15 protein-coding genes and 2 pseudogenes are annotated in these 21,902 nt (G+C 74.1%); 8 read left to right on the top strand and 9 right to left on the bottom strand.

Translation table 11 applies throughout. The features are described from left to right. Positions 1 to 70: 70 nt before the first annotated feature. Positions 71 to 535, bottom strand: a complete 465-nt coding sequence (locus tag ACZ7LB_RS04105; protein WP_161229481.1) for a glycine-rich domain-containing protein — start codon at positions 533 to 535, stop codon at positions 71 to 73. A 188-nt stretch (positions 536 to 723) separates the two neighbouring features. Here ACZ7LB_RS04105 and ACZ7LB_RS04110 point away from each other — a divergent pair, with 188 nt between their 5' ends. Both ACZ7LB_RS04110 and ACZ7LB_RS04115 read left to right on the top strand, forming a co-directional pair. After that, positions 724 to 2,013: a helix-turn-helix domain-containing protein gene (locus ACZ7LB_RS04110; protein WP_471465282.1), complete on the top strand. Its 1,290-nt coding sequence runs from the start codon at positions 724 to 726 to the stop codon at positions 2,011 to 2,013. Positions 2,014 to 2,097: 84 nt separating this feature from the next. Beyond that, positions 2,098 to 3,047 (top strand): annotated as a pseudogene (locus tag ACZ7LB_RS04115) (mobilization protein); the annotation flags it as partial. A gap of 30 nt (positions 3,048 to 3,077) precedes the next feature. Here ACZ7LB_RS04115 and ACZ7LB_RS04120 read toward each other — a convergent pair. From ACZ7LB_RS04120 to ACZ7LB_RS04130, 3 genes and pseudogenes are all read right to left on the bottom strand, one after another. Further along, positions 3,078 to 3,767: a WbqC family protein gene (locus ACZ7LB_RS04120; RefSeq protein WP_471465283.1), complete on the bottom strand. Its 690-nt coding sequence runs from the start codon at positions 3,765 to 3,767 to the stop codon at positions 3,078 to 3,080. A 46-nt stretch (positions 3,768 to 3,813) separates the two neighbouring features. Continuing rightward, a complete protein-coding gene (locus ACZ7LB_RS04125) occupies positions 3,814 to 4,482 on the bottom strand; it encodes a YdcF family protein (RefSeq protein WP_471465284.1) in 669 nt (222 codons plus the stop codon). 16 nt (positions 4,483 to 4,498) lie between these two features. Further along, positions 4,499 to 5,603: pseudogene (locus ACZ7LB_RS04130) on the bottom strand (helix-turn-helix domain-containing protein). Positions 5,604 to 5,758: 155 nt separating this feature from the next. Between ACZ7LB_RS04130 and ACZ7LB_RS04135 the strand changes: the two are divergent. From ACZ7LB_RS04135 to ACZ7LB_RS04145, 3 genes are all read left to right on the top strand, one after another. Continuing rightward, positions 5,759 to 6,187 carry a hypothetical protein gene (locus ACZ7LB_RS04135; RefSeq protein ID WP_471465285.1) on the top strand — a complete coding sequence of 143 codons (429 nt, stop codon included), beginning with the start codon at positions 5,759 to 5,761 and terminating at the stop codon, positions 6,185 to 6,187. A gap of 8 nt (positions 6,188 to 6,195) precedes the next feature. Beyond that, positions 6,196 to 6,648, top strand: a complete 453-nt coding sequence (locus tag ACZ7LB_RS04140) for an ATP-binding protein (RefSeq protein ID WP_471465286.1) — start codon at positions 6,196 to 6,198, stop codon at positions 6,646 to 6,648. A gap of 271 nt (positions 6,649 to 6,919) precedes the next feature. Beyond that, positions 6,920 to 7,414, top strand: a complete 495-nt coding sequence (locus ACZ7LB_RS04145) for a hypothetical protein (RefSeq protein ID WP_265294408.1) — start codon at positions 6,920 to 6,922, stop codon at positions 7,412 to 7,414. A 760-nt stretch (positions 7,415 to 8,174) separates the two neighbouring features. Here ACZ7LB_RS04145 and ACZ7LB_RS04150 read toward each other — a convergent pair. Beyond that, positions 8,175 to 10,535 (bottom strand): heavy metal translocating P-type ATPase, encoded by a 2,361-nt coding sequence (locus ACZ7LB_RS04150; protein ID WP_471465287.1) that lies wholly within the window; start codon positions 10,533 to 10,535, stop codon positions 8,175 to 8,177. A gap of 90 nt (positions 10,536 to 10,625) precedes the next feature. Continuing rightward, positions 10,626 to 10,904, bottom strand: a complete 279-nt coding sequence (locus tag ACZ7LB_RS04155) for a heavy-metal-associated domain-containing protein (protein ID WP_471465288.1) — start codon at positions 10,902 to 10,904, stop codon at positions 10,626 to 10,628. Between the two features lie 649 nt (positions 10,905 to 11,553). Between ACZ7LB_RS04155 and argG the strand changes: the two genes are divergently transcribed. Together argG and ACZ7LB_RS04165 are read left to right on the top strand one after the other, a co-directional pair. Beyond that, on the top strand, positions 11,554 to 12,999 hold the full coding sequence (gene argG / locus ACZ7LB_RS04160) for an argininosuccinate synthase (RefSeq protein WP_471465289.1): 1,446 nt from the start codon (positions 11,554 to 11,556) through the stop codon (positions 12,997 to 12,999). 577 nt (positions 13,000 to 13,576) lie between these two features. Beyond that, positions 13,577 to 14,596: a PucR family transcriptional regulator gene (locus ACZ7LB_RS04165; RefSeq protein ID WP_471465598.1), complete on the top strand. Its 1,020-nt coding sequence runs from the start codon at positions 13,577 to 13,579 to the stop codon at positions 14,594 to 14,596. A 30-nt stretch (positions 14,597 to 14,626) separates the two neighbouring features. Here ACZ7LB_RS04165 and ACZ7LB_RS04170 read toward each other — a convergent pair whose 3' ends face one another. Together ACZ7LB_RS04170 and ACZ7LB_RS04175 are read right to left on the bottom strand one after the other, a co-directional pair. After that, entirely contained in the window at positions 14,627 to 16,174 is a 1,548-nt protein-coding gene (locus tag ACZ7LB_RS04170) for a flotillin family protein (protein WP_471465290.1), read from the bottom strand. Positions 16,175 to 16,505: 331 nt separating this feature from the next. After that, positions 16,506 to 17,015 carry a hypothetical protein gene (locus ACZ7LB_RS04175; RefSeq protein WP_471465291.1) on the bottom strand — a complete coding sequence of 170 codons (510 nt, stop codon included), beginning with the start codon at positions 17,013 to 17,015 and terminating at the stop codon, positions 16,506 to 16,508. A gap of 191 nt (positions 17,016 to 17,206) precedes the next feature. On the opposite strand from ACZ7LB_RS04175, the gene ACZ7LB_RS04180 reads away from it, so the two are divergent. Further along, complete coding sequence (locus tag ACZ7LB_RS04180) at positions 17,207 to 19,156, top strand: NAD-binding protein (RefSeq protein ID WP_471465292.1); 1,950 nt, start codon at positions 17,207 to 17,209, stop codon at positions 19,154 to 19,156. A gap of 820 nt (positions 19,157 to 19,976) precedes the next feature. Here the strand turns inward: ACZ7LB_RS04180 and ACZ7LB_RS04185 are convergent. After that, positions 19,977 to 21,788: a S9 family peptidase gene (locus tag ACZ7LB_RS04185; protein ID WP_471465293.1), complete on the bottom strand. Its 1,812-nt coding sequence runs from the start codon at positions 21,786 to 21,788 to the stop codon at positions 19,977 to 19,979. Positions 21,789 to 21,902: the final 114 nt, after the last annotated feature.

Raw genomic sequence — 21,902 nt, forward strand, 5'->3', positions numbered from 1 at the left:
CGAAAGTCACCCGGGCGCGCCTCGGCGACCCGAGCCGTGGACCCGGACCGCCGAGGGCGTCACGTGGAGGTCAGTGCGAGTCGTTGCCCGGGTGGCAGGGGCCGCAGTCGGCGGCGTCCTCCCACAGAGGGAGGTCCACCTCCCAACCTGCGCGGGCGACGAGGTGGGCGGTCTTGATTACCGACCCGTCGTTCTTCATCTCGACCTTGGGCACGTGGTGCAGGAAGTGCCCGCCGTTGTACTTGTCGCACAGTTCGGCGTAGGCGACGGTGTCCAGGATGATCGTGTGGGCGCCGATGTCGACCAGCTTGCTCGGGGCGAGTCCCAGGCCCTGGCCCCGGAGGGACATGGCAGTGAGCAGGTAGGCGTAGCCCTGGCCGAGGACGCGGGTTGCCATGACGGAGTCGTACGGGCAGTCCCGCATCAGCAGGCCGATCTGCTTCTCCCAGAGGTCCGCCGGCACGATGTCACGGGGGGAGCGGGCCGGCCCGGTCACCGGGTCGGTGGCGGCGGGGGTGTCGGCTGCGGTTGCCATGGTGCCTCCCTTGGATGGTGCCCCACGAGGTGCGGGGCGATGTAACGAGAACACCGCATCCGGCACCCGGTCAGTGGTCAACTGACTCTCCTTGCAAGGCGTTTGCACGTTGTGCAAGCGGTCTCGACGGGTGCCGTCCCACGCCCGTACCGTGGTGACCCCCGGTCGTGCAGCAGGGGGAGGGACCAGTGCCCGGTGACCCGCTCTGGAACAGCGCGAAGGTCAGAGAGCTAGTCGCCCGGCGGCAACCGGGCGGACTCGTACGGTTGGGCCGTGAGCACCGAGGATGGACACTCGCCGGACTCGGCGAGCATCTGGGGTGCTCGGCGGCGACGGTCTCGCGGATGGAACGCCGCACCCAGGTAACCGACCTGACGCTCATTCACCTAGCCGCCTCCGCAGTAGGCGTTCCTCGACACGTCCTGGTGAGTTCTCTGGTACCCCCCGCTCCTTCCGGACAGGCCAGCACTAGAGTGTCGGCCAGTCCGCACGCCGAGGAGGACCCGATGCGCCGCCGCTCGTTGCTCACCGCCACGGCGACCGTACCGGCTGCCATGCTGCTCGGCGTGGACCGGGCTTTGGCCGACACCCCGCCACCGACGGGCAGGGGTGCCTTGAACGACCGTGTGGCCTCCGCCCGCGGCCTCTACGACAAGGGGGCCCACACGCAGCTCCTCGGGCTGCTGCCGGGCCTCTTGGCCGACGGGCACGCCGCTGCCTCCTCGCGCCGCGAGCTGGACCAAGCCCGATTGTCCTCCGTCTACAGTCTGAGCGCCGCCCTGCTGATCAAGCTCGGCTCGTACGAGCAGGCCCGCCTCACCGCCGACCGCGCGCGCACCTGGGCCGAGGTGTCCGGGTCCCCGCTCGCCGCCGCTGCCGCCTCCCGCGAGTTCGCAATCGTGCTGCGCCACCAGGACCGGGGCGAGGAAGCCCAAACCCTCATGGAGTCGGCCGCGGCCCGGGTGGAGACGACAGGGCTGCGGACGGACGCGGCCTCGTCGGCCTACGCGCAGATGCTGTGCACCCTGGCCTACACCGCCGCCCGGGGAGGCCGGCGCGCGGAGGCCCTGACCATGGCCGAGGAGGCACGGCGGGCCGCACGGCGCCTGCCGCTCCAGGCACCTGCCGGGCGTCTCTTCCCCATCAGCCCGGCCGCCGTGGATCTCTACGCCGTCGGCGTCCACTGGGCCCTTGGCGACGCCGGTGCCGCGCTGGAGGCGGGGCGATACCTTCGGCCCGAGCATTTCCCCACGGCCGAGAGGAAGGCACGCCTGGGCACAGACATGGCGCGTGCCTGGTGGGCGTGGGGCCGCCCTGAGCAGACCGCCCGCGCCTTGCTCGACGCTCACCGTGCGAGCCCCGGCGAGGTGAGAGACCGTCCCGCGATCCGCAGCATCGTGACCGAGTTGGCGCAGCGGCACCCTCGTGCCGTTGGTGTGCGGGAGTTGCACGCCGCCGTGTCCGCCCCGGCGAGCTGAGACCGCCGCCCGTCGGGCCCCGCCGGATCCGGACATGCCTCGCTCCCGGCGCTAAGGGGTCCCAGCCGGCCTCGACCAGGCCTGAAGCGTGTCGGCCAGGCCCGCACCGCCCGTGAACGCCTGCGCACCACGGTCCGTACCGCCGTGGCCGCCGCCACCAGCATCGAGCAGTTCATCAGCCTGCTCCAGCACACCGACCACATAGAAGAGCCCCCGCACAACCAACCCGTGGCACCAGGCCACTGCCGTTGCGGAACGCATCCCCCATCGCCTCGAACACGCTGAGGACGCGGCAGCCCAGGCCCGCCTGGCCGCCGTCGGCGAAGCCCTCGACGCCCTGTCCCTTCGCGCGCCCCAGGCCATCCGCCCCCACCTCCGGCAGGCAGCCGAGGCATTCGAGCGCGCCACCCGCTCCCGCGTCCACGCCAAGCACCAGCACGCCCGCGCTCTGCGCGGCGCCGTGCGGGCCATGGTCCACGAACCCGCCCCGAGGGACGGCGCGCTGTTGGCGATGTCCTCGACGCCGCGATCCTTGTCGTCATCACCGCCGCCCGCTGGCACCAGCGACGTCACCACGACCAGCAGGTGGCGGCAGCCCACCAGACCCTCATCCAGCTGCGAGCCGCCTACGAGCACCCAGCCGTCGCACCGCTGACCGCACTCGCCCAGCGTCGGCCACCACAGCAAGTGGTGCAGCGCCACATCCTCCTCATCCACCGGACCATGCCAAGCAGGTGGTCGAAAACCCGTCCTTCGACGCACTCACAGCCGTGCTCGCGACCGCCAAGAAGGCCGGAGACGATCCGAAGCAACTGCTTCAGCAGGCAACCGACGAACGGGCACTCGACGACGCCCGAAGCCCCCCACGGGTGCTGACCTGGCGCGTCGAGCGACTCAGTGCCAGGCCGGTTCCGAGTGAGCGTGCACGTGTGGCAGGCATGCGGAGTGCGGCACGGTGGGCGGGCACGCCGGTCCGATCGACAACGGTTGCGCCGGCCTCCCAGCCGCAGCTTCCACAGGCACGTCGACGTTGATCACACTCGCTTTCGTACCCGAAGCGGGTGTCAGGCCGCGCACCCCAGCGCATCGTGGGCGAACGCGAGAGCCCGGAACCGAGCTCCCACAGCGTCGGGGACGCGGAAGACCAGTGCCCGCAGAGCACCGACCTGTCGCCCCGAGGCCCACAGCCCAGTGGCCGGGGAGAGAAACGGGACGACGGCCACGCCCAGCTCGGTGAAGGGCGCATGGTCCAGGTAGGTCATGCCGCCGGTGCCGCACAGGTACGCGCGTGCACCGGTGGCGTCGGCCAGGTCGGCCAGCCGCTCGGACCGGCCGGTACGTGCGGGCAAGGCGCTGCTGGTGAAGATCTGTCCCCGCCAGCCGAGCAGTCCGAGCAGGGCTCGAGTCGAGGCCGTGGCGACCGGCGCGACCCTTCCTGTGTCGAACGCATTCCAGACCGGCTGAAGGGCACGGTCAAGTGCGGGCCAGTGAGAGCTGGTCCCGTACTGCTGGCGCAGGATCGTTGAGGCCCGGCGTCGGGCCGCGGCAGGGTCGGCGATCAGGGCGTCTCTGATGAGGGTGGCCCGCCCGGAGGGGCGATGAGTGGGGAGGGTCAGCCACCGGTTCGGGCCGAGGCCGTCGAGTGCGGCGATGCGGGCGCGATGCTGGTAGTCGCGGCGGGCGAACTGCACCTCGTCCAGGACGATCCAGTGATCCGCCGCGAACAGCTTGGCCAGCGTGGTCAGCCGGGGCATGAAGTTGGGCTGGTGGATGGCGCACAGGCCGCCTGGGGTGGAGAGTTCAGGAAGCGATGAGGCGGCTGGTGAAGCCGGCGTGGATGAGGGATTCGTACGCGGCATGCACGTCCTCCGGGACCTCCTGCTCGATGGCGAACCCGAGCTTCGGATACTCGATCACCCGCTGGAGGTCGCCGACGAGCATGTCCACCACGAGCTTCTCGTCGCCGATGGACTTGAGGTAGTCGTCGAACTCCAGGGTTTCCGAGGCGCACACCATCTCGGCCTCGGGCCACAGCTTGCGGGCGGTGGCGTACGACCGCCGTTCCATGTAGGGCTTGGAGACCAGCAGCACCCTCTTCGGGGTGATGCCGGCGTTGGCCAGGACCTCGCGGGCGAGGGTGATGTTCTGCCCGGTGTTCGCGGCGTGGGGCTCCAGCAGGATCGCGGAGGCGGGGACATCAAGGTCGATGGCGTGCTCGCGGAAGTGGACCGCTTCGCCGCGTGGGAAGACCTTGACGGTGGTCGGGCTGTTGCCGCCGGTGAAGACCAGCGTGGGGTAGAGACCCGCGTGGTACAGCTCGGCGGCGCGCGTGGCCACCCCAAGGTCATGGCTGCCCAGGCCGATCGCCACGTCCACGGGGCGGGCCTGGTGGTGCATCTGGTGAAAGTCCCAGATCGCCTTGGCCTGGTGCCACTGGTCTTCGGTGATGGCCTGCTGGTTGTCACTCACGCGTTCGTCTCCCTGATCACCGTCGGCGAGGCCCGGGGCAGCCCCTCACTGCTGGCCTTGACGCTCTCGATACTGCGCAGTTGGTGCACGAGGCCGTACTGCGCGGCCGTCCGAGCGGCCTGGCCGAGAACGCGTAGCCCATCATCGCGGGTCGCCGTGTCGGAGAGCAGGATGTGGCCGTGAGCGGTGTCCAGTCGTACGCGTTGCATCGGTGAGTCGGTGCTCCCGCTGCTTCGGGCGATGTCGATGAAGTGCAGGGCCTGGGTGAGGTCTCCGACGCCCCGGCGGGCCAGGGCCAGCTTCTGATGGGCCACCGACCAATCGTCGGGTTCGGTGAGGTCTTCGAACTCACGGGTCGCGGCCTGCATCACGCGGGTCGCGTAGTCGTGGTTGCCGTCCTTGCTGAGTGCCATGCCCACCCACAGGCGGGCTCTGGCCCGGTCACGGCGAGAGAGCCGGTCGTCGACGGCGAGCGTCTCGTACGTACGGGCCGATGCCTCCAGGTCACCGGACATCTCCGCGACGACCGCGAGGGACAGATCGAGCTGGGCGACACGGCGGGGGATGTCGAGCTGGGTGAAGATCGAGCGCGCGCCCGCGTAGGCGTGGCGCGCGGACAGCGGTCCGAGCACAGCGCCCTGATCGCGCTTGAGGTCTCCGAGTAACGCGGTGGATCGGGCGTAGAGGTACAGGCCCTTGTCGTCGAGTTCGGCGGCCGTGAATCGGTTGAGCCATCGGCCCAGCAGGCTGTCGGCGAAGGTGAAGTTCTGCCGGGACAAGGCGACGACGGCACGGTCCAGGTCGTCGGTCCACGACTCGTACTCCCAGGCTCTGGGCCCGGCAGCCGTCACCCGGCGCCCGGCTGCCGGCTGCCCGGGGCCGGCCATTTCCGACAAGAGCGTTTCGAAGCGCAGGTGCACGGAGGCATCGGCGCGGCCGAGCGCGGTGTCGAGAATGGCCTGGGTGTCGGGGCGGGGCTCGGTCACGGACCGGAGCTTTTCCCACTTCGAGATGGTCGCGACGGCGAGACCGAGGCGCTCGGCGAAAGCCCGCACACTCAGGCGTAGGGCGAGCCGTAAAGCTCTGGCCTCCAGGCCGGTCCAATGGTGCACGGTCGCCACGCGTCGCTCCCTTCCACCAGCCATGGAAGCAGAAGCGTGTGGCCGGTGGGGCGGAAGTAGAGCGCAAGTGGAACAGCCGGTGATTCCCTGCGCGTTGGGGTACGGCGACGCTCAAGGGGTCATTCTTTCGCCGAGTCCCTTGAAGGGTCACCAGCATGGAACTCCTTACCGAGCACCGCCCGGTCAACGGGCCCGTCGTCTACGGCTTCCTGCGGCTGGTCGGCGTCTCCGCAGCCCGTCAAACGGCGTTACGGGCGTCTCTGACGGAGTACTGCCGGATCCATGAGTTGCAGCTCTCCGGCATCTTCAAGGACAGGCGCGCGACGACCGACCCGACCTCCACCGCCTTCACCGGTCTGCTGGACGCGCTGGCTCTTCCCGACGTCTACGGCGTCATCGCCCCCGCCCTGTCTCATCTGGGGCCGAAGCACCTCGCCGCCGAACGCGCCCGCCTTATCGAGGCCGCCGACGCCCGCCTGCTGCTGGCCCGCCGCCCCCGCATCGGGCCTGGCCACGTACCTCGTCAGCAGACCGCCCACCGCCGCTTCCCCGCGCCACTCCTCCTCCTGAGCACGGAGTCATGAGGCACCCCATGCCCGAGTCGCTTCAGCAGTTCTTCGACGCTCGACACCAGTCCGTCCGCAAGGCAAGGGAGTTCGCCACCCGGGCGCTGGACGGCTGGGGCCTGACGAGCCGCACCGAGGACATCCGCCTGTGCGTCTCCGAACTCGCCACGAACGCTGTCCTCCACGGCACCACCCGCGGGCACGGCTTCCTCGTCCGGCTCGACATCGACGACAACTGCGTACGCCTGGAAGTGCACGACAGCCGTCGCCGGCAGCCCGTCGTACGCGAGCCGACCGCCACAGACATCTCCGGGAGGGGCCTGATGTTGGTGGCCGCGCTCTCCGACGAGTGGGGAGTGAAGGACCGTACCCCGCTCGGAAAGGTCATCTGGTCCTGCTTCAAAACCGCGGACGACGACGCAGCCCCGATCAGCCCTCCCGGCTCAGACCGCGACGACTGCCCTGTGAAGGTCCGATGACCACAACCGGCACACCGGATCGGGCTGCGCCTGCCGCAGCAAGCACGCGGGGCACTGAGACCGGCTCGTTGCGCCGCCTCGCCATCTCCGCGGACGGCCGCGGAGTGTCTTCGCCGGCACTCGCCACACTCAGTCACCGCGCTCGGGCGGGCAGCCGGGCAGGGCCAAGGAGACACGGCACCGGGCGTCCAACTCGTTCGTACAGTCGCACGCTGCGGCTGAAGCGGCCGGTACGGTGCAGTTCCCGGAGCGGGCGACGGCAGGGGCGGCCATGAACACAGACACGGGCACGGGCACGGGCACGGGCACACCGCATCACGAGTTCCGGGTGGGTGACGTTCTGCGAGTCGGCTGCCCGCCCGCTGAAGGACGAGTGGCCGAGGTGTCCCGCTTCCACGCCTCGGTCGAGTGGCCATGGGCGGAGATCGATCCGCACTCCCGGTTCAGGTGGAACGGGCAGAGGGCCTTCGCGATGTCGCCCGACTCCCCGGAGTGGACCATGAGCCTGTTCAAGACCGATCCCGAACCGTGGAACCTGCACGCCGGTGACAGCTGCCTGGTGGGCATACCCGAGACGCTGGTGCGGATCATCGATATCGGCCGCTATGACCCTCCGCAGGATGTCGGCTGGCTCCCCCGCCCTCACACGATGCTGATCGTCGTGCCCGCCGACTACCCGGACGAAGCTCTCTCCGAGCACGACGGAGACACGATCGACCTTGAATCAGCGGCACCGGTGACGATCGAGCTGGTGTCCCGGGGCTGACCGGGGCATGTCCCTCGCGTGCCGTGCGGGCCCGATCGGCCCAGCCGCGCAGCAGCCCGGGGCACACCCGGGGAGAGCGTCCAACTGCGCGGCGACGCCGACGGGATAGGTGATTCCGGTGGCGTCGGCTCAGGCTGCCGCGTCCCGGACCGGCGGCGTACGGGTGCTGTCCGGGCTGGTCGCGGAGGGCGGCCGGGGCGTGGGCCGACGGCGCGCTCCGGGCACGGTGCGTGAGGGTGCCGGCCCGGTCGGCCCGGGAACCGTCGGCCCGGGAACCACCAGCCCCGGCGACCGCGTTCGGGGCCCGGTGCCGAGACTGTGGCGACTCCGGGGAGGGCCCCGCCCGCCCTCGCCTCCGTGGAGGGCCTGCCCGCCCCCGGTGGTGGGAGGGCCTGCCCCCCGGTGGTGGGAGGGCCTGCCCCCGGTGGTGGGAGGGCCTGCCCGCCCCTCACCGGCTCCGCCGGGGCAAGGACGCCGATGTCGTCCCCGGTGAGCACGAGGAGGCCCGAGGTGGTGGTCCGGCCCGGGTGTGGCGCCTGGCGTGCGGCGCCTCCGCCGCGGGGACTTGGGGCGCCGCCACCACACGGAGGGGCACCCCCCGCCACCTTGAGGCACCGCACGCCGCGGGGAGGGGCGCCCCGCCGCCTTGAGGCGCCGCCACCACCCGGAGGACGCCCCCGCCGCCTTGGGGTGCTTCCACCACGCGGGGGGAGGCGGCCCATCCGGCCCGCCTCCCCCTGCTTGGTGTTCCGCCCCGGCGTCAGGCGGTGGTCGGGAGCGGGGTGAACTTGCGCAGGCGGAGGCTGTTGGTGATGACGAAGACCGACGAGAGGGCCATCGCGGCTCCGGCGATCATGGGGTTGAGGAGGCCGGTGGCGGCCAGCGGGAGGGCGGCGACGTTGTAGGCGAAGGCCCAGAAGAGGTTGGCCTTGATGGTGCTGAGGGTGGCGCGGGCGAGGCGGATCGCGTCGGCGGCGGTGTTGAGGTCGCCGGCGACGAGGGTCAGGTCGGCGGCCTCGATGGCCGCGTCGGTGCCGGTGCCCATCGCGAGGCCGAGGTCGGCCTGGGCGAGGGCGGCGGCGTCGTTGACACCGTCCCCGGCCATGGCCACCGAACGGCCCTCCGCCTGGAGCCTCTTGACGACGTCGGCCTTGTCCTGCGGCATGACCTCCGCGATGACGTGCTCGGGGTCGATGCCGACCTCGCGGGCCACGGTGCGGGCGACGGCGGCGTTGTCCCCGGTGAGCAGGATCGGGGTGAGGCCGAGGGCCCGCAGCCGGGCGACGGCCTGGGCGCTGGTGTCCTTGACGGCGTCGGCGATCTCCAGGACCGCGCGGGCCCGTCCGTCCCAGGCGACGGTGATGGCGGTGCGTCCGGCGGTCTCGGCCGCCGCCTTGGCGCGGGCCAGGTCCTCGGGCAGCTCGATCGCCCAGTCGGCGAGCAGCCGCTCGCGGCCGGCCAGCACCGCGTGGCCGTCGACGACGCCCTGCACGCCCAGGCCGGGCAGGTTGGCGAAGTCCTCGACCTCGGGGAGGTCGCCGTGGCGGGTCCGCGCGGCCTCGGCGACGGCGCGGGCGACGGGGTGCTCGGAGGCGTGCTCCAGGGCTCCGGCCAGCCGCAGCACCTCGTCCTCGTCGGTGTCCGGGGTGGTGTGCAGGGCGAGGAGGCTCATCCGGCCGGTGGTGATGGTGCCGGTCTTGTCCAGGACGACGGTGTCGACGCGGCGGGTGGTCTCCAGGACCTCCGGGCCCTTGATGAGGATGCCGAGCTGGGCGCCGCGGCCGGTGCCGGCCATCAGCGCGGTGGGCGTGGCGAGGCCCAGGGCGCAGGGGCAGGCGATGATCAGGACGGCGACGGCGGCGGTGAAGGCGGCGGCCCAGCCCGCGCCGTTGCCGAGCCAGAAGCCGAGGGTGGCCAGGGCGAGGCCGATCACGACGGGGACGAAGACGCCGGAGATCCGGTCGGCCAGGCGCTGGGCGGCGGCCTTGCCGTTCTGCGCGTCCTCGACCAGCCGGGCGATACGGGCGAGCTGGGTGTCGGCGCCGACCCGGGTGGCCTCGACGACGAGGCGTCCGCCCGCGTTGACGGTGGCCCCCGTCACGGTGTCCCCGACGGTGACCTCGACGGGCACGGACTCGCCGGTCAGCATCGAGGCGTCGATCGCCGAGGTGCCCTCGACGACGGTGCCGTCGGTGGCGACCTTCTCCCCGGGGCGGACCACGAACCGGTCGCCGAGGGCGAGTTCGCCGACCGGGACGCGGACCTCGCGGCCCTCTCGGAGCACGTTCACCTCGCGGGCGCCGAGTTCCATCAGGGTCCGCAGCGCGGCTCCGGCGCGGCGCTTGGAGCGCGTCTCGAAGTAGCGGCCGGCGAGCAGGAAGGTGGTGACCCCGGCCGCGGCCTCCAGGTAGATGTTGCCGCTGCCGTCGCTGCGGGCGAGGGTCAGCTCGAACGGGTGGGTCATCCCGGGGGTGCCGGCCGTGCCGAGGAACAGGGCCCAGACCGACCAGGCGAACGCGGCCGAGGTCCCGACCGAGATCAGGGTGTCCATCGTCGCCGCCCCGTGCCGGGCGTTCAGGAACGCCGCCCGGTGGAAGGGCCACGCCGCGTACGTCACCACCGGGGCCGCCAGGACCAGCGACGCCCACTGCCAGTACGTGAACTGCCAGGCCGGGACCATCGCCAGCAGGATCACCGGCACCGACAGCACCGCCGCCGTCACCAGGCGCTGGCGCAGCGACCGCAGGCCGTCGTCCGCCGCCGTCTCCGCGCCCGCCGCGGCGGGGGCACCGGGAGTCCCCCCACCGGCGGCGGCGCCGGACGGCTCACCCGCGGCGGGGGCCGGGGCGGAGGCCGGGGCGGGAGGCGAACCGCCGGGCAGGACGCGGGCCGCCTCGCGGGCGGTGTACCCGGTGGCCTCCACCACCGAGACCAGCTCCGGCACCGAGACCGGCGCCCCGTCCTCCACGATCACCCGCGCCTTCTCCGTGGCGTAGTTGACCGACGCGGACACCCCGTCCAGGCGGTTCAGCCGCTTCTCGATCCGCGCCGCGCAGGACGCGCAGGTCATCCCTCCGATCGCCAGCTCGACCTGGGTCGTTTCGGGAACGGTCGTGGTCATCACGGTCTCCTCGGATTCATCGGGACGCACGGGAGGGGGGGCGGGGAGGGGGCGGCCGGGCCCGCGGCCGGGTCCGGCCGGGGGCGGTGCTCAGGCCGCGCGGCCGGTCAGCTCGTAGCCGGCGTCGGCGACGACGTCCGTCAGCAGCGCGTCGTCGGGGGCGCCCGCCGTGGTGACCGCGACGTGGCCGGCCGCGAGGTCGACCTCGACCGCCAGCACTCCCTCCACCGCGCCGATCTCCTTCGTGAGCGTGGCCTCGCAGTGCCCGCAGGTCATGCCCGCGACGGCGTAGACGGTGGTGGTGCCGGTGCCGATCGTGGCGGTGGCGGTGCCGGTCGAGCAGGAGCCGTCGGGGGTGCAGCAGGACATGGGGTTCTCCAGACGATTGCGGTTCGTACCCCTGGGGGGTATCGGTGATGAGTCATGTATACCCCCCCTGGGTATCACCCGCAAGCCCTCGCGCCTCTTTTCGCCGACCGTCGCGGATCCCGCACGCATACGCCCCAGGGGCATGGGCCTCACGACGGCCGGCCGCGGTGACGGCGCCGAGGCCCGGTCGAGCGCGCCGGGGCCGCGGTCGGGCGCCCGCGCGGGACCGAGGGCCGGGTCCGGCGGCTCCGGCGCACGACGGAGACGGGCGCCCACCGCATCAACACCCCGCCCCAGGCCTCGCCCGCCACCCGGACCCCGCGGTCGTTCGCCTTCCGGGCGCTCGACGACGGACACATGGCCACCCGCGTGCGCACGGCCGCCACGCACGACGGCCGCGACGGCGACTACCGGCGAGGGCGGCGGCGGCTGGCGGCTGGCGGCTGGCGGCTGGCGGCTGGCGGCTGGCGGCTGGCGGCTGGCGGCTGGCGGCTGGCGGCTGCGAGAGGTGACAAGGACGGTGAGGGCGGCGGTGGACCGGGGGAGGCCGGCGACGCCATCGCCCGCCCCGTACGCTCCCGGACACCGGGAAGCGAAGGGCCCCACGCAGGGGGTTGCATGACCATGCGTTGTGATGCATACTTTTCCCATGTCCAAGGTCCTCACCTCCCTGCCCACCGGTGAGCGCGTCGGTATCGCCTTCTCCGGCGGCCTCGACACCTCCGTCGCGGTCGCGTGGATGCGCGACAAGGGCGCCGTACCGTGCACCTACACCGCTGACATCGGTCAGTACGACGAGCCCGACATCGCCTCGGTGCCCGGCCGCGCCGAGGCGTACGGCGCCGAGATCGCGCGCCTGGTCGACTGCCGCGCCGCCCTGGTCGAGGAGGGACTCGCCGCGCTCACCTGCGGGGCGTTCCACATCCGCTCCGGCGGGCGCGCCTACTTCAACACCACGCCCCTCGGCCGGGCCGTCACCGGCACCCTGCTGGTCCGGGCGATGCTCGAGGACGACGTGCAGATCTGGGGCGACGGATCGACGTTCAAGGGCAACGACATCGAGCGGTTCTACCGCTACGGTCTGCTCGCCAACCCCCACCTGCGGATCTACAAGCCCTGGCTGGACGCGGACTTCGTGACCGAGCTGGGCGGCCGCAAGGAGATGTCGGAGTGGCTGCTCGCCCACGCCCTCCCCTACCGGGACAGCACCGAGAAGGCGTACTCCACCGACGCCAACATCTGGGGCGCCACCCACGAGGCGAAGACCCTGGAGCACCTGGACACGGGTGTGGAGACGGTCGAGCCCATCATGGGCGTCCGCTTCTGGGACCCGTCGGTGGAGATCGCCGCCGAGGACGTCACCATCGGCTTCGACCAGGGCCGCCCCGTCACCGTCAACGGCAAGGAGTTCGCCTCCGCCGTCGACCTGGTGATGGAGGCCAACGCCATCGGCGGACGCCACGGCCTGGGCATGTCCGACCAGATCGAGAACCGCATCATCGAGGCCAAGAGCCGCGGCATCTACGAGGCCCCCGGCATGGCCCTGCTGCACGCCGCCTACGAGCGCCTCGTCAACGCCATCCACAACGAGGACACCCTCGCCCAGTACCACAGCGAGGGCCGCCGGCTCGGACGGCTGATGTACGAGGGCCGCTGGCTGGACCCGCAGGCGCTGATGATCCGCGAGTCGCTCCAGCGGTGGGTCGGCTCCGCCGTCACCGGCGAGGTCACCCTCCGGCTGCGGCGCGGCGAGGACTACTCGATCCTCGACACCACGGGCCCGGCCTTCAGCTACCACCCGGACAAGCTCTCCATGGAGCGCACCGAGGACTCGGCGTTCGGCCCGGTGGACCGGATCGGCCAGCTCACCATGCGCAACCTGGACATCGCCGACTCCCGCGCCAAGCTGGAGCAGTACGTCGGCCTCGGTCTGATCGGCTCCGGCGGCCCCGCCATCGGCGCCGCCCAGGCCGCCGCCACCGGGCTGATCGGCACCCTGCCGGAGGGCGGCGCGGAGGCCATCGCCTCCCGCGGCCAGGTCTCCGGCGACGACGAGCTGCTCGACCGCGCCGCCATGGAGTCCGGCACGGACTGACCGCCCGGCGGGGCGCACGATCCCGCCGCGCGACGGGCCCGCGAGGGCCCGGCACGGCCCCCTGGGCCGCGCACCGCAGGGAACCGTCCGAAGGGCCGGTCCGGTGTCACCCCACCGGGCCGGCCCTTCGCGCGTCCCGTCCGCCCCACGGTCCCGCCCCGGGTCCCGGCCCAGGCCCAGCCCCCGCCCCCGGCCCCGGCCCCGGCCCCGGCCACCCCAGGGTCCGCGCCCCGCCCCGGCCCTCCGGCCGCACGGCCGCCCACCGAACAGGGACACCTCGCCGCACACGGCCCCGCGCCACACCTGCCGGCAACGCCCGCCGCGCACGACCAAGCGCCCCGCTCCGGCCGCCCCACCCGCCCGCGGCTCCCCGCCGCGCGCACGAGCCCCGCCCGGTACGCGCCCACCCCACCGCTCCCGCACGCCCCCTCCCACACCCTCCGCCCCACCCGCGTTGCCGGTTTCCGGCAGCCTTGGCTACCCTCCCGTTGCCGACTTCGCACGGGGCGGGCGGCGGGGAACGGAACGGGGGACGACGGTGCAGCGGGAGACGGCCCATCTGACCGGGTACGCGGCCATGCTCGCCGGGGTCGCGGAGACGGGGCGCCGGCTCCACCGCACCGAGCTGGCGGACCGGCGGCAGCGCGGCGAGCGGGCCGCCGAGGAGGGGCACAGCCTGCGCACCCTCGTCCGCGAGCACCTGGACGCCACCCGCGCCTGCTGGCCCCCCGGGGCGGACGGCGCGGGCACCACCGACAGCGTGCTGGCCGCCGTCGCCCAGGCCGTCGACGCCTTCGCGGAGGGCTACGAGCGCGCCCAGCGGCTCGCCGTGCGCCAGGAGGAGGCCGCCCGGCGGGAGTTCATCGACGATCTGCTGTACGGCCGCAGCGACCTGGGGCGGCTGGCGGAACGCGCCGAGCGGTTCGGGCTGGTGCTCTCCAGCGCCCACGCCGTGGCCGTGGCCCAGGGCCCCGAGGTGTACGACGACACGGCGCCCGTCACCCGGCTCGTGGAGAGCGCGCTCATCGCCCGCTTCGGCGACCGGCGCATCCTGATCACCACCAAGAACGGGCAGCTCATCTGCATGGCCCCCGGCGACCAGGACGAGATCCTCGCGTTCTTCGCCAAGCAGGCGTACGCGGCGACCGACGGCAGCCGGGTGGCGATAGGCCGGCCCCAGCCCGGCGCGGGCGGCGTCGTGCACAGCTACGAGGAGGCGCTGAGCACCCTGGAGCTGGCCGACCGCCTCGAACTCGACGAACCCGTGGTCCGCGCCGCCGACCTGCTGGTCTACCCCGTCCTCACCCGCGACCGGCAGGCCATGGCCGATCTGGTGCTGAGCGTGCTGGGCCCGCTGGTCGACGCGCGCGGCGGGGCCGAACCGCTGCTGGGGACCCTGGAGGCGTACTTCGCCTCCGGCTGCACCGCCGCCGAGGCCGCCCGGCGGCTCTCGCTCAGCGTACGGGCGCTCACCTACCGGCTGGACCGGGTCCACCAGCTCACCGGCGCCGACCCCGCCGACCCGGTGCACCGCTACACCCTCCAGACGGCGGTCATCGGGGCGCGGCTGCTGGGCTGGCCCGGCCAGGAGATCTGACCGGGCCCGCCCGGTGGGGAGGACGGCCGGTCAGCCGGTGATCTCCACCTTGCCGTTGACGGAGTCCGGGCGGTCCGGACCGTCGTCCGCGCCGGGCTCCACGGCGGCGCCGTTCTTCACCGCGAGGTTCTTCAGCAGGGACGCCAGGTCGACGCCGGTGGTGGAGGTCAGCAGCTCCATGCCCTGGGCCACGTTGTCGGCCACCGTGCGGGAGATCCGGCTCGCGCCGTCCGTGGAGATGACCGTCATCCGGTCCACGGCCGCCAGCGGCTCGGCCGCCTTGGCCACCACCTGCGGCAGCACCTCGACCAGCATCTGCAGCACGGCCGCGTCGCCGTACTGCGCGAAGGCGTCCGCCTTCTTCTGCATCGCCTCGGCCTCGGCCGCGCCCGTGGCGCTGATCGCCGCGGCCTCCGCCTCGCCCTCCAGCCGCACGGCCTCCGCGATGGCCGCACGCCGGGCCCGCTCGGCCTCACCCTGCTTGAGACCCTCGATGGCCTCCGCCTCGGCCAGCGCGCCGCGGCGCTGCTTCTCGCCCTCACCGGTCAGCCGGGCCCGCTCGGCCTCGGCCTGGGCGGCGGCGATCTCGGCGGACCGCTCGGCCTCGGCCTGCTTCACCCGGGCCACCCGGCGGGCCTCCGCCTCCTGCTCGGCGGCGTACCGCTGGGCGTCGGCGGGCTTGCGGACCTCGGTGTCGAGCTGGCGGTCCTTGAGCGCGGCCTGGTGCTCGGCCACCTTCTCCTGCTCGGCGAGGATGTCCTGCTGGCGGGCGGCCTCGGCGAGCGGACCGGCGGCGTTGGCGCGGGCGGCGGCCTGGTCGGTCTCCGCCTTGATCTCGGCCTGCTTCAGGTAGAGGGTGCGCTGCGCGACCGCGATCTCCTCCTCCGCCTTCAGCCGGGCCTGCTCGGCCGCCCTCCGGGCCACGGCCTCCGCGATGTCGGCCTCCTGCTTGGCGCGCGCCGCCTCGGGACGGCCCAGGTCCTCCAGGTAGGAGCCCTCGGTGGTGATGTCCTGGATCTGGAAGGCGTCCAGCACCAGGCCCTGCCCGGACAGGCTGGCCTCCGCCTCCTCCGCGACCTGGCCGGCGAAGGCCGCGCGGTCCCGGATGACGTCCTCCACGGACATCCGGCCGACGATCGCGCGCAGCGCGCCCGACAGCACCTCCTGGGTGAAGCCGACGATGCCGTCCTGCTGCATCAGGAACCGCTGCGCCGCCGCCCTGATGGCGTCCTCGGTGCCGCCGACCTTGACGATGGCGACACCGTCCAGGTTGGCCTTGACCCCGCGCAGGGTCACCGCGCCGCGCACCGCGACCGGGATGTGCCGCGAGGACAGGTCCAGGGTGAAGCGCTGCTGCACGAACGGCACGACGAAGACGCCGCCGCCGACCACGACCTTCTGGCCGCTGTTGTCGGTGAAGACCCGGCCGGTCTCCGGATCGGTGGACTTCTTGCCGCGCCGCCCCGTGACGATGAACGCCTCGCTCGGACCGGCGACCTTGTACCGGCTGACGACCACCAGCGCGAGCAGTACCAGGAGTACGACGACTCCCAGGACCGCGATGACGACTGGACTCATGATGACCATGCCCCCGTATCACAGAGAAGGACGGAAATGCGGAACGTTGCGATGACCGGCGGCGCCGAAGCGGTCGCCACCGGTCCGCTTCGGCCCCATTGAAGACGAAGCCACCGGACAAAGCCATGGGAGGCGGTCACGGAGGACGAGGACGGAGGGGGACGAAGCCGGACCCGATGAAGTTGAGGACGCCCGGATCACCCGGGCCGCCGCGACCGCCCCGGACCCCCGGAGCGCACCGCGGCCGCCCCGGTCCCCCGGGACACGTCGGCCGGAACCGGCGGGGACGCCGGTACGGCCCTGCTGTGGGCGAGGACGCTCGGCGGGGGCCTCAGCGTTCCACCGGGCGCACCACGACCGAGGTGGAACTCGGGACCGCCTCGACCCACACCTCGGTCCCCCGGGGCACCGGCCGGTCGCTGCGCGCCGCGCACTTCAGCGGCTGGCCCGCGAGGGTCAGCAGCACCTCGCCGTACCCGTCGGCGGGGATGGCCGTGACCACCCGGCCCGAGGTGCCGAGCAGATGGTCCTTGGTCGGGGTCACGGACGTCTGGTCGCGCATCAGCATCCGGCTGAGCCGGTACGCCAGCCAGCCCGTGCCCACGCCGCAGACCGCGCCGATCCCGGCCGCGCCCACCGGCCCCGCCCAGCCGGAGCCCAGGGCGATGGCCCCGCCGAAGCCCGTCATCGCCGTGAAACCGGCGACCACCGGCAGCGACAGCCAGCCCTCCAGGAGCCCGTCCAGGATGCCGTCGAACAGGCCCTCCAGGATCCCGCCGAAGACCAGCGACAACGCGAGCAGCACCACCCCCGCGATGCCCAGTCCGAGAAACCAGGCCATGTGCCGTCCCCCTCCCGCCCGTCGCTGAGCTCCGGTGAAACCGATCGTCACACGGCCGACCCGGCCGCGTCACTGCCGTTTCCCGGCAATGTTCCCCCCTGTTGTGCGCCGCCCCGCCGCCGGGGCGTCCGTCCGGGCCCGTCCGCCGCCGGAAGGGAACCGCGGGGCGCCCGGCGGGGGTCCTTCGGGCCATGGGGAGCGTTCCGAACCAGAGCCCGCCGCCCGGCTCGGCGGACGGCACCGACACGCACCTGGTGGTGTGCGGCGACGACGGCCTGGCCCACCGGCTGGCCGCCGAACTGCGCGGCGTCTACGCGGAGCAGGTGACCCTGGTCGTCCCGCCCGCGGGGCCCCGGCCGCGCCGCCCGATGGCCGGACGGGCCCGCGCCGCCTCGGCCGCCCTGCGGGACCGCGTCAGCGCGGCCGTCGGCCGCGCGAACGGCGGGCCCGAACCCGTGCCCGTCGTCGGCCGGGAGCTGGAGGCCCCCGGCCCGACCGAGGAGGTCCTCCTGGAGGCCGGGGTGCGCCGGGCCGCCGCCCTGGCCCTGGTCTACGAGGACGACGAGACCAACATCCGCGCCGCCCTGACCGCCCGCCGGCTCAACCCCCGGCTGCGGCTGGTGCTGCGGCTCTACAACCGGCGGCTCGGCCGTCACATCGAGGACCTCCTCGACCAGAGCGCCGACCTCGCCCCGGGCGGGCGCCCCCGCGGCCCGGACGGGCTGGAGGCGTCCACCACGGTGCTGTCCGACGCCGACACCGCCGCGCCCGCGCTGGCGGCGACCGCGCTCGTCGGCACCAGCAAGGTCGTCGAGACGGACGGGCTGCTGCTGCGCGCCGTCGAACGGCGGCCGCCGGGGCCGGGCGAGGTGGCCGACCCCGGGCTGTGCACCCTCGCGCTGCTCTCCGCCACCAGCAACGACCCCGCGGGCGCCGACGGCTCCGAGGGCAGCGGCGAGGACGGGCCGCGGCTGCTGCCCGACGCGGCGGCGGTGGCGGCGGCCACCGGGCGCGCCACGGTCGTCCTGGAGCAACTGGCGTACTCCGGGCCGCCGCAGCCCTCGGCCCGTGCCGGGGTGCCGACCTTCGCCTCGCTGTTCTCCCGGCGGCTGCGCTGGTCGCTGGCCGGGCTCGGGGCCTGCGTGGTGGCGCTCGCCGTGGCGCTGATGGTGGTCACCGGCGACCATCCGCTGCACGCCGTCTATGTGACGCTGCTCGACCTCTTCGCCATCAACGACCCCGCGCACGACGCCGAGCGCGGGCGGCAGATCCTCCAGCTCCTCTCCGGCTTCCTCGGCCTGCTGCTCCTGCCGGTGCTGCTGGCCGCCGTGCTGGAGGCGCTCGGCACCTTCCGCAGCGCCTCCGCCCTGCGCAAGCCGCCGCGCGGGCTCGGCGGGCACGTGGTCCTGCTGGGCCTCGGCAAGATCGGCACCCGGGTGCTGACCCGGCTGCGCGAGCTGGACATCCCGGTGGTGTGCGTCGAGGGCGACCCCGAGGCGCGCGGCATGGCGACCGCCCGGCGGCTGCGGGTGCCGGTGGTGCTCGGCGACGTCACCCAGGAGGGCGTCCTGGAGGCCGCCAGGATCCACCGCGCGCACGCCCTGCTCGCCCTCACCAGCGCCGACACCACCAACCTGGAGGCGGTGCTGTACGCCCGGTCCGTCCGGTCCGATCTGCGGGTGGTGCTGCGGCTGTACGACGACGACTTCGCCAGCGCCGTCTACCGCACCCTGCGGGCCGCGCACCCGGGCGCCCTCACCCGGAGCCGCAGCGTGTCCCATCTGGCGGCGCCCGCCTTCGCCGGGGCGATGGCCGGGCGCCAGATCCTCGGGGCGATCCCGGTCGAGCGGCGGGTGCTGCTGTTCGCGGCCGTGGAGGTGGCCGGGCATCCGCAGCTGGAGGGGCGGACGGTGGCGGAGGCCTTCCGGCCGGGCGCCTGGCGGGTGCTGGCGCTGGAGGTGACCGACGGGCGGGGGCCGGGAACCGGCGGCGCGGGCGCCGGGGGCGAGCGCCCGGCCGGGCTGGTGTGGGACCTGCCGGACACCTATGTCCTGCGGGACCGGGACCGGGTGGTGCTGGCCGCCACCCGCCAGGGCCTGGCGGAACTGCTGGGACGCCGCTCCCGACGCGCCACGGCCTGACCGGCCGGGTGGACGCCTCGCCCCGGGCGATGCCTCACCCGCCGGGGGCACCGCCCGATCCGCCGGGGCGGGGCCTGGCCCGCCGGGGGGCCTGACCCGTCGGAGTGGGACCTGGCCCGCCGGGGGACCTGACCCGCCGGAGTGGGACCTGGCCCGTCGGGGCGAAGCCCGGTCCGCCGGAGCGGGACGTGACCCATCCGGATTCCGCCCGACCCGACCCAACAGGGTGGGACCTCGTCCCGGGGCGGTACCTCACCCGCCGGGGCGGAGCCTGGCCCGTCGGAGGCGGAGCCCGGCCCATCGGGGCGGAGCCCGGCCCATCGGGGCGCGCCCGATCCGACGGGGCGGGGCCTGGCTCGCCGGGGAGGCACTCGGCCCGCCGGGGCGGGCGGGTGCTCCGACCCGCCGCCGAACCATGCGCCCAGAGTCCTGGCGCCCTCGCCCCCACCGCCCCGGCCTCCGCCGGAACACCCCTCGGCCCCCGGCCCTTTCGGCTCGGAGACCGGGTCGCCCCGGGGCGCCGGCCGCCGGGGTCCCGCCCCGGCGCGGCACGCCGCATCCGCCGCCGGGAAGGGGCGCCGGAAACAGGGAGGCCCGCCGAGGCCCTACGGCGCCACGAGGCCGGCGGCGGGCCGGGCCGGGGCCGGGCCGGGCCCCGGCGGCCCGGGCCGGCCGTCGGGTCGGCGTCGGCGCGGCGCCCCCGGGCGGCGCTGCCCCCACCACGGCGACGCCGGGAAGGAGCCGCCGGGAAGCGTGGGCCCCGCCGACGGGGCCACGGGGCCACGGCGCTACGGGGCCACGGGGCTACGGGGCTACGGGGCTACCGCGCCACGGGGTCGGTGGCAGGCGGCAGGTGGCGGGCCGCGAAGTCCAGCTCCAGGCGGAGCTGCTTGATCCGCTCGTCGACCACCAGGGACCCGTGTCCCGCGTCGTAGCGGTAGACCTCGTGGACGGCGCCCCGCTCCTCCAGCCGCCGTACGTAGTTGTCGATCTGGCGGATCGGGCAGCGCGGGTCGTTGACGCCCGCCGAGATGTACACCGGGGCCCGGACGTCGTCGACGTAGGTCAGGGGCGAGGAGGCCGCGAAGCGCTCGGGCACCTCCTCGGGGGTGCCGCCGAGCAGGGTGCGGTCGAGGGCCTTCAGCCCCTCCATCTCGTCCTCGTACGCCGTGACGTAGTCGGCGACCGGGACCGCCGCGATGCCCAGCGCCCACGCCCCGGGCAGGGTGCCCAGGCCGAGGAGGGTCAGGTAGCCGCCCCAGGAGCCGCCGGTGAGGACCAGCCGGGCCGGGTCGGCGAGACCGGAGGAGACGGCCCACTCCCGCACCGCCGCGATGTCCTCCAGCTCGATCAGGCCCACCCGGTGCTTGAGCGCGTCGGTCCAGGCCCGGCCGTAGCCGGTGGAGCCCCGGTAGTTGACCCGGACCACCGCGTAGCCGTGGTCCACCCAGGCGGCCGGGCCCGCCGCGAAGGCGTCGCTGTCGTGCCAGGTGGGGCCGCCGTGGATGTCGAAGACGGTCGGCAGCGGACCGCTCGCGCCCGCCGGGCGCTGCACCAGGGCGTGGACCCGGCCGCCCGGGCCCTCCACCCACACGTCCTCCACCGGCACCGAGCCGGGCGACCGCGGGCCGGGCGGGTCCAGGACCACCCGGCCGGTGGTGGAGCGCACCGCCGACGGCTCGGCCGCCGACGACCACAGGTACTCCACGGTGCCGTCGGGGCGGGCGGTGGCGCCGGAGACCGTGCCGGGCGGGGTGGGGATCTCCACCAGCCCGCGCTCGGCCAGGTCGTAGCGGAACAGCTCGCTGCGGGCCTCGTAGCCGTGCACGATCAGCAGACCGCGGCCGTCCGGGTACCACTCGGCGCTCACGTCGCCGGGCAGTTCCAGGGCGAGGTCGGTCTGCTCGCCCGTCGCGACGTCCCACACCAGGGGCTCCCAGCGGCCCCGGCGCTGATGGCCGATGAGCAGCCGGGTGTCGCCGTCGGCGGGGGCGAAGCCGAGCACCTCCAGACCCAGCTCCTCGGTGCCGCCCCGGGTGTCGTCCAGCTCCGCCACGACCGACCCGTCGGGGCGCAGCACGCGCAGCGCGAAGTGCATGGAGTCGCCGTGCTCGGTGTGCTCGACGGCGATCAGGGTGCCGTCGTACGACAGGTCGCCGACGCCCGCGGACTCGCGGTGCCGGTAGATCTCGACCGGGTCCGCGCCCTCCCGCGCGAGGTGGACCGTCGAGCCCTCCTCGTCCGTGGAGCGGCCGATCACGGCGGTGCGCCCGTCCCGTCCGAGGGCCAGCCCGGCCGGGTAGGAGGGGGCGAGCCCGGGGACCGCCGTCCGGTCCTCGCCGCCGGTGAAGGGCTGGCGGCGCCAGACGCCGAACTCGTCGCCGTCGGTGTCGTCGAACCACCAGATCCACTCCCCGTCCGGGGAGAGCTCGCCGTCCGTCGTCCCGTTGGGGCGGTCGGTGACCTGGCGCCGGTCACCGGTCGCCCGGTCCCAGGCGTACAGCTCGTAGGTCCCGGTCGCGTTCGACACGAACAGCGAGCGGCCGGGGGCGTCCTCCGCCCAGTCGGGCAGGGAGACGCGCGGTGCCCGGAACCGCTTCTCCCAGTCGGGCATGGCCTCAGCGTCAGTCATGCCCCCATCCAACCCGATACCGGGCGGGTGCCGTCCGCCCGCCGCCGGAAGCCGCCGGCCGCCCGGTCGGGACCCGCCGCCCCGGGGCCGCGTCCCACTTCTCCCCGTCCGTCC

This window comes from Streptomyces sp. NPDC107521 (assembly GCF_055598485.1).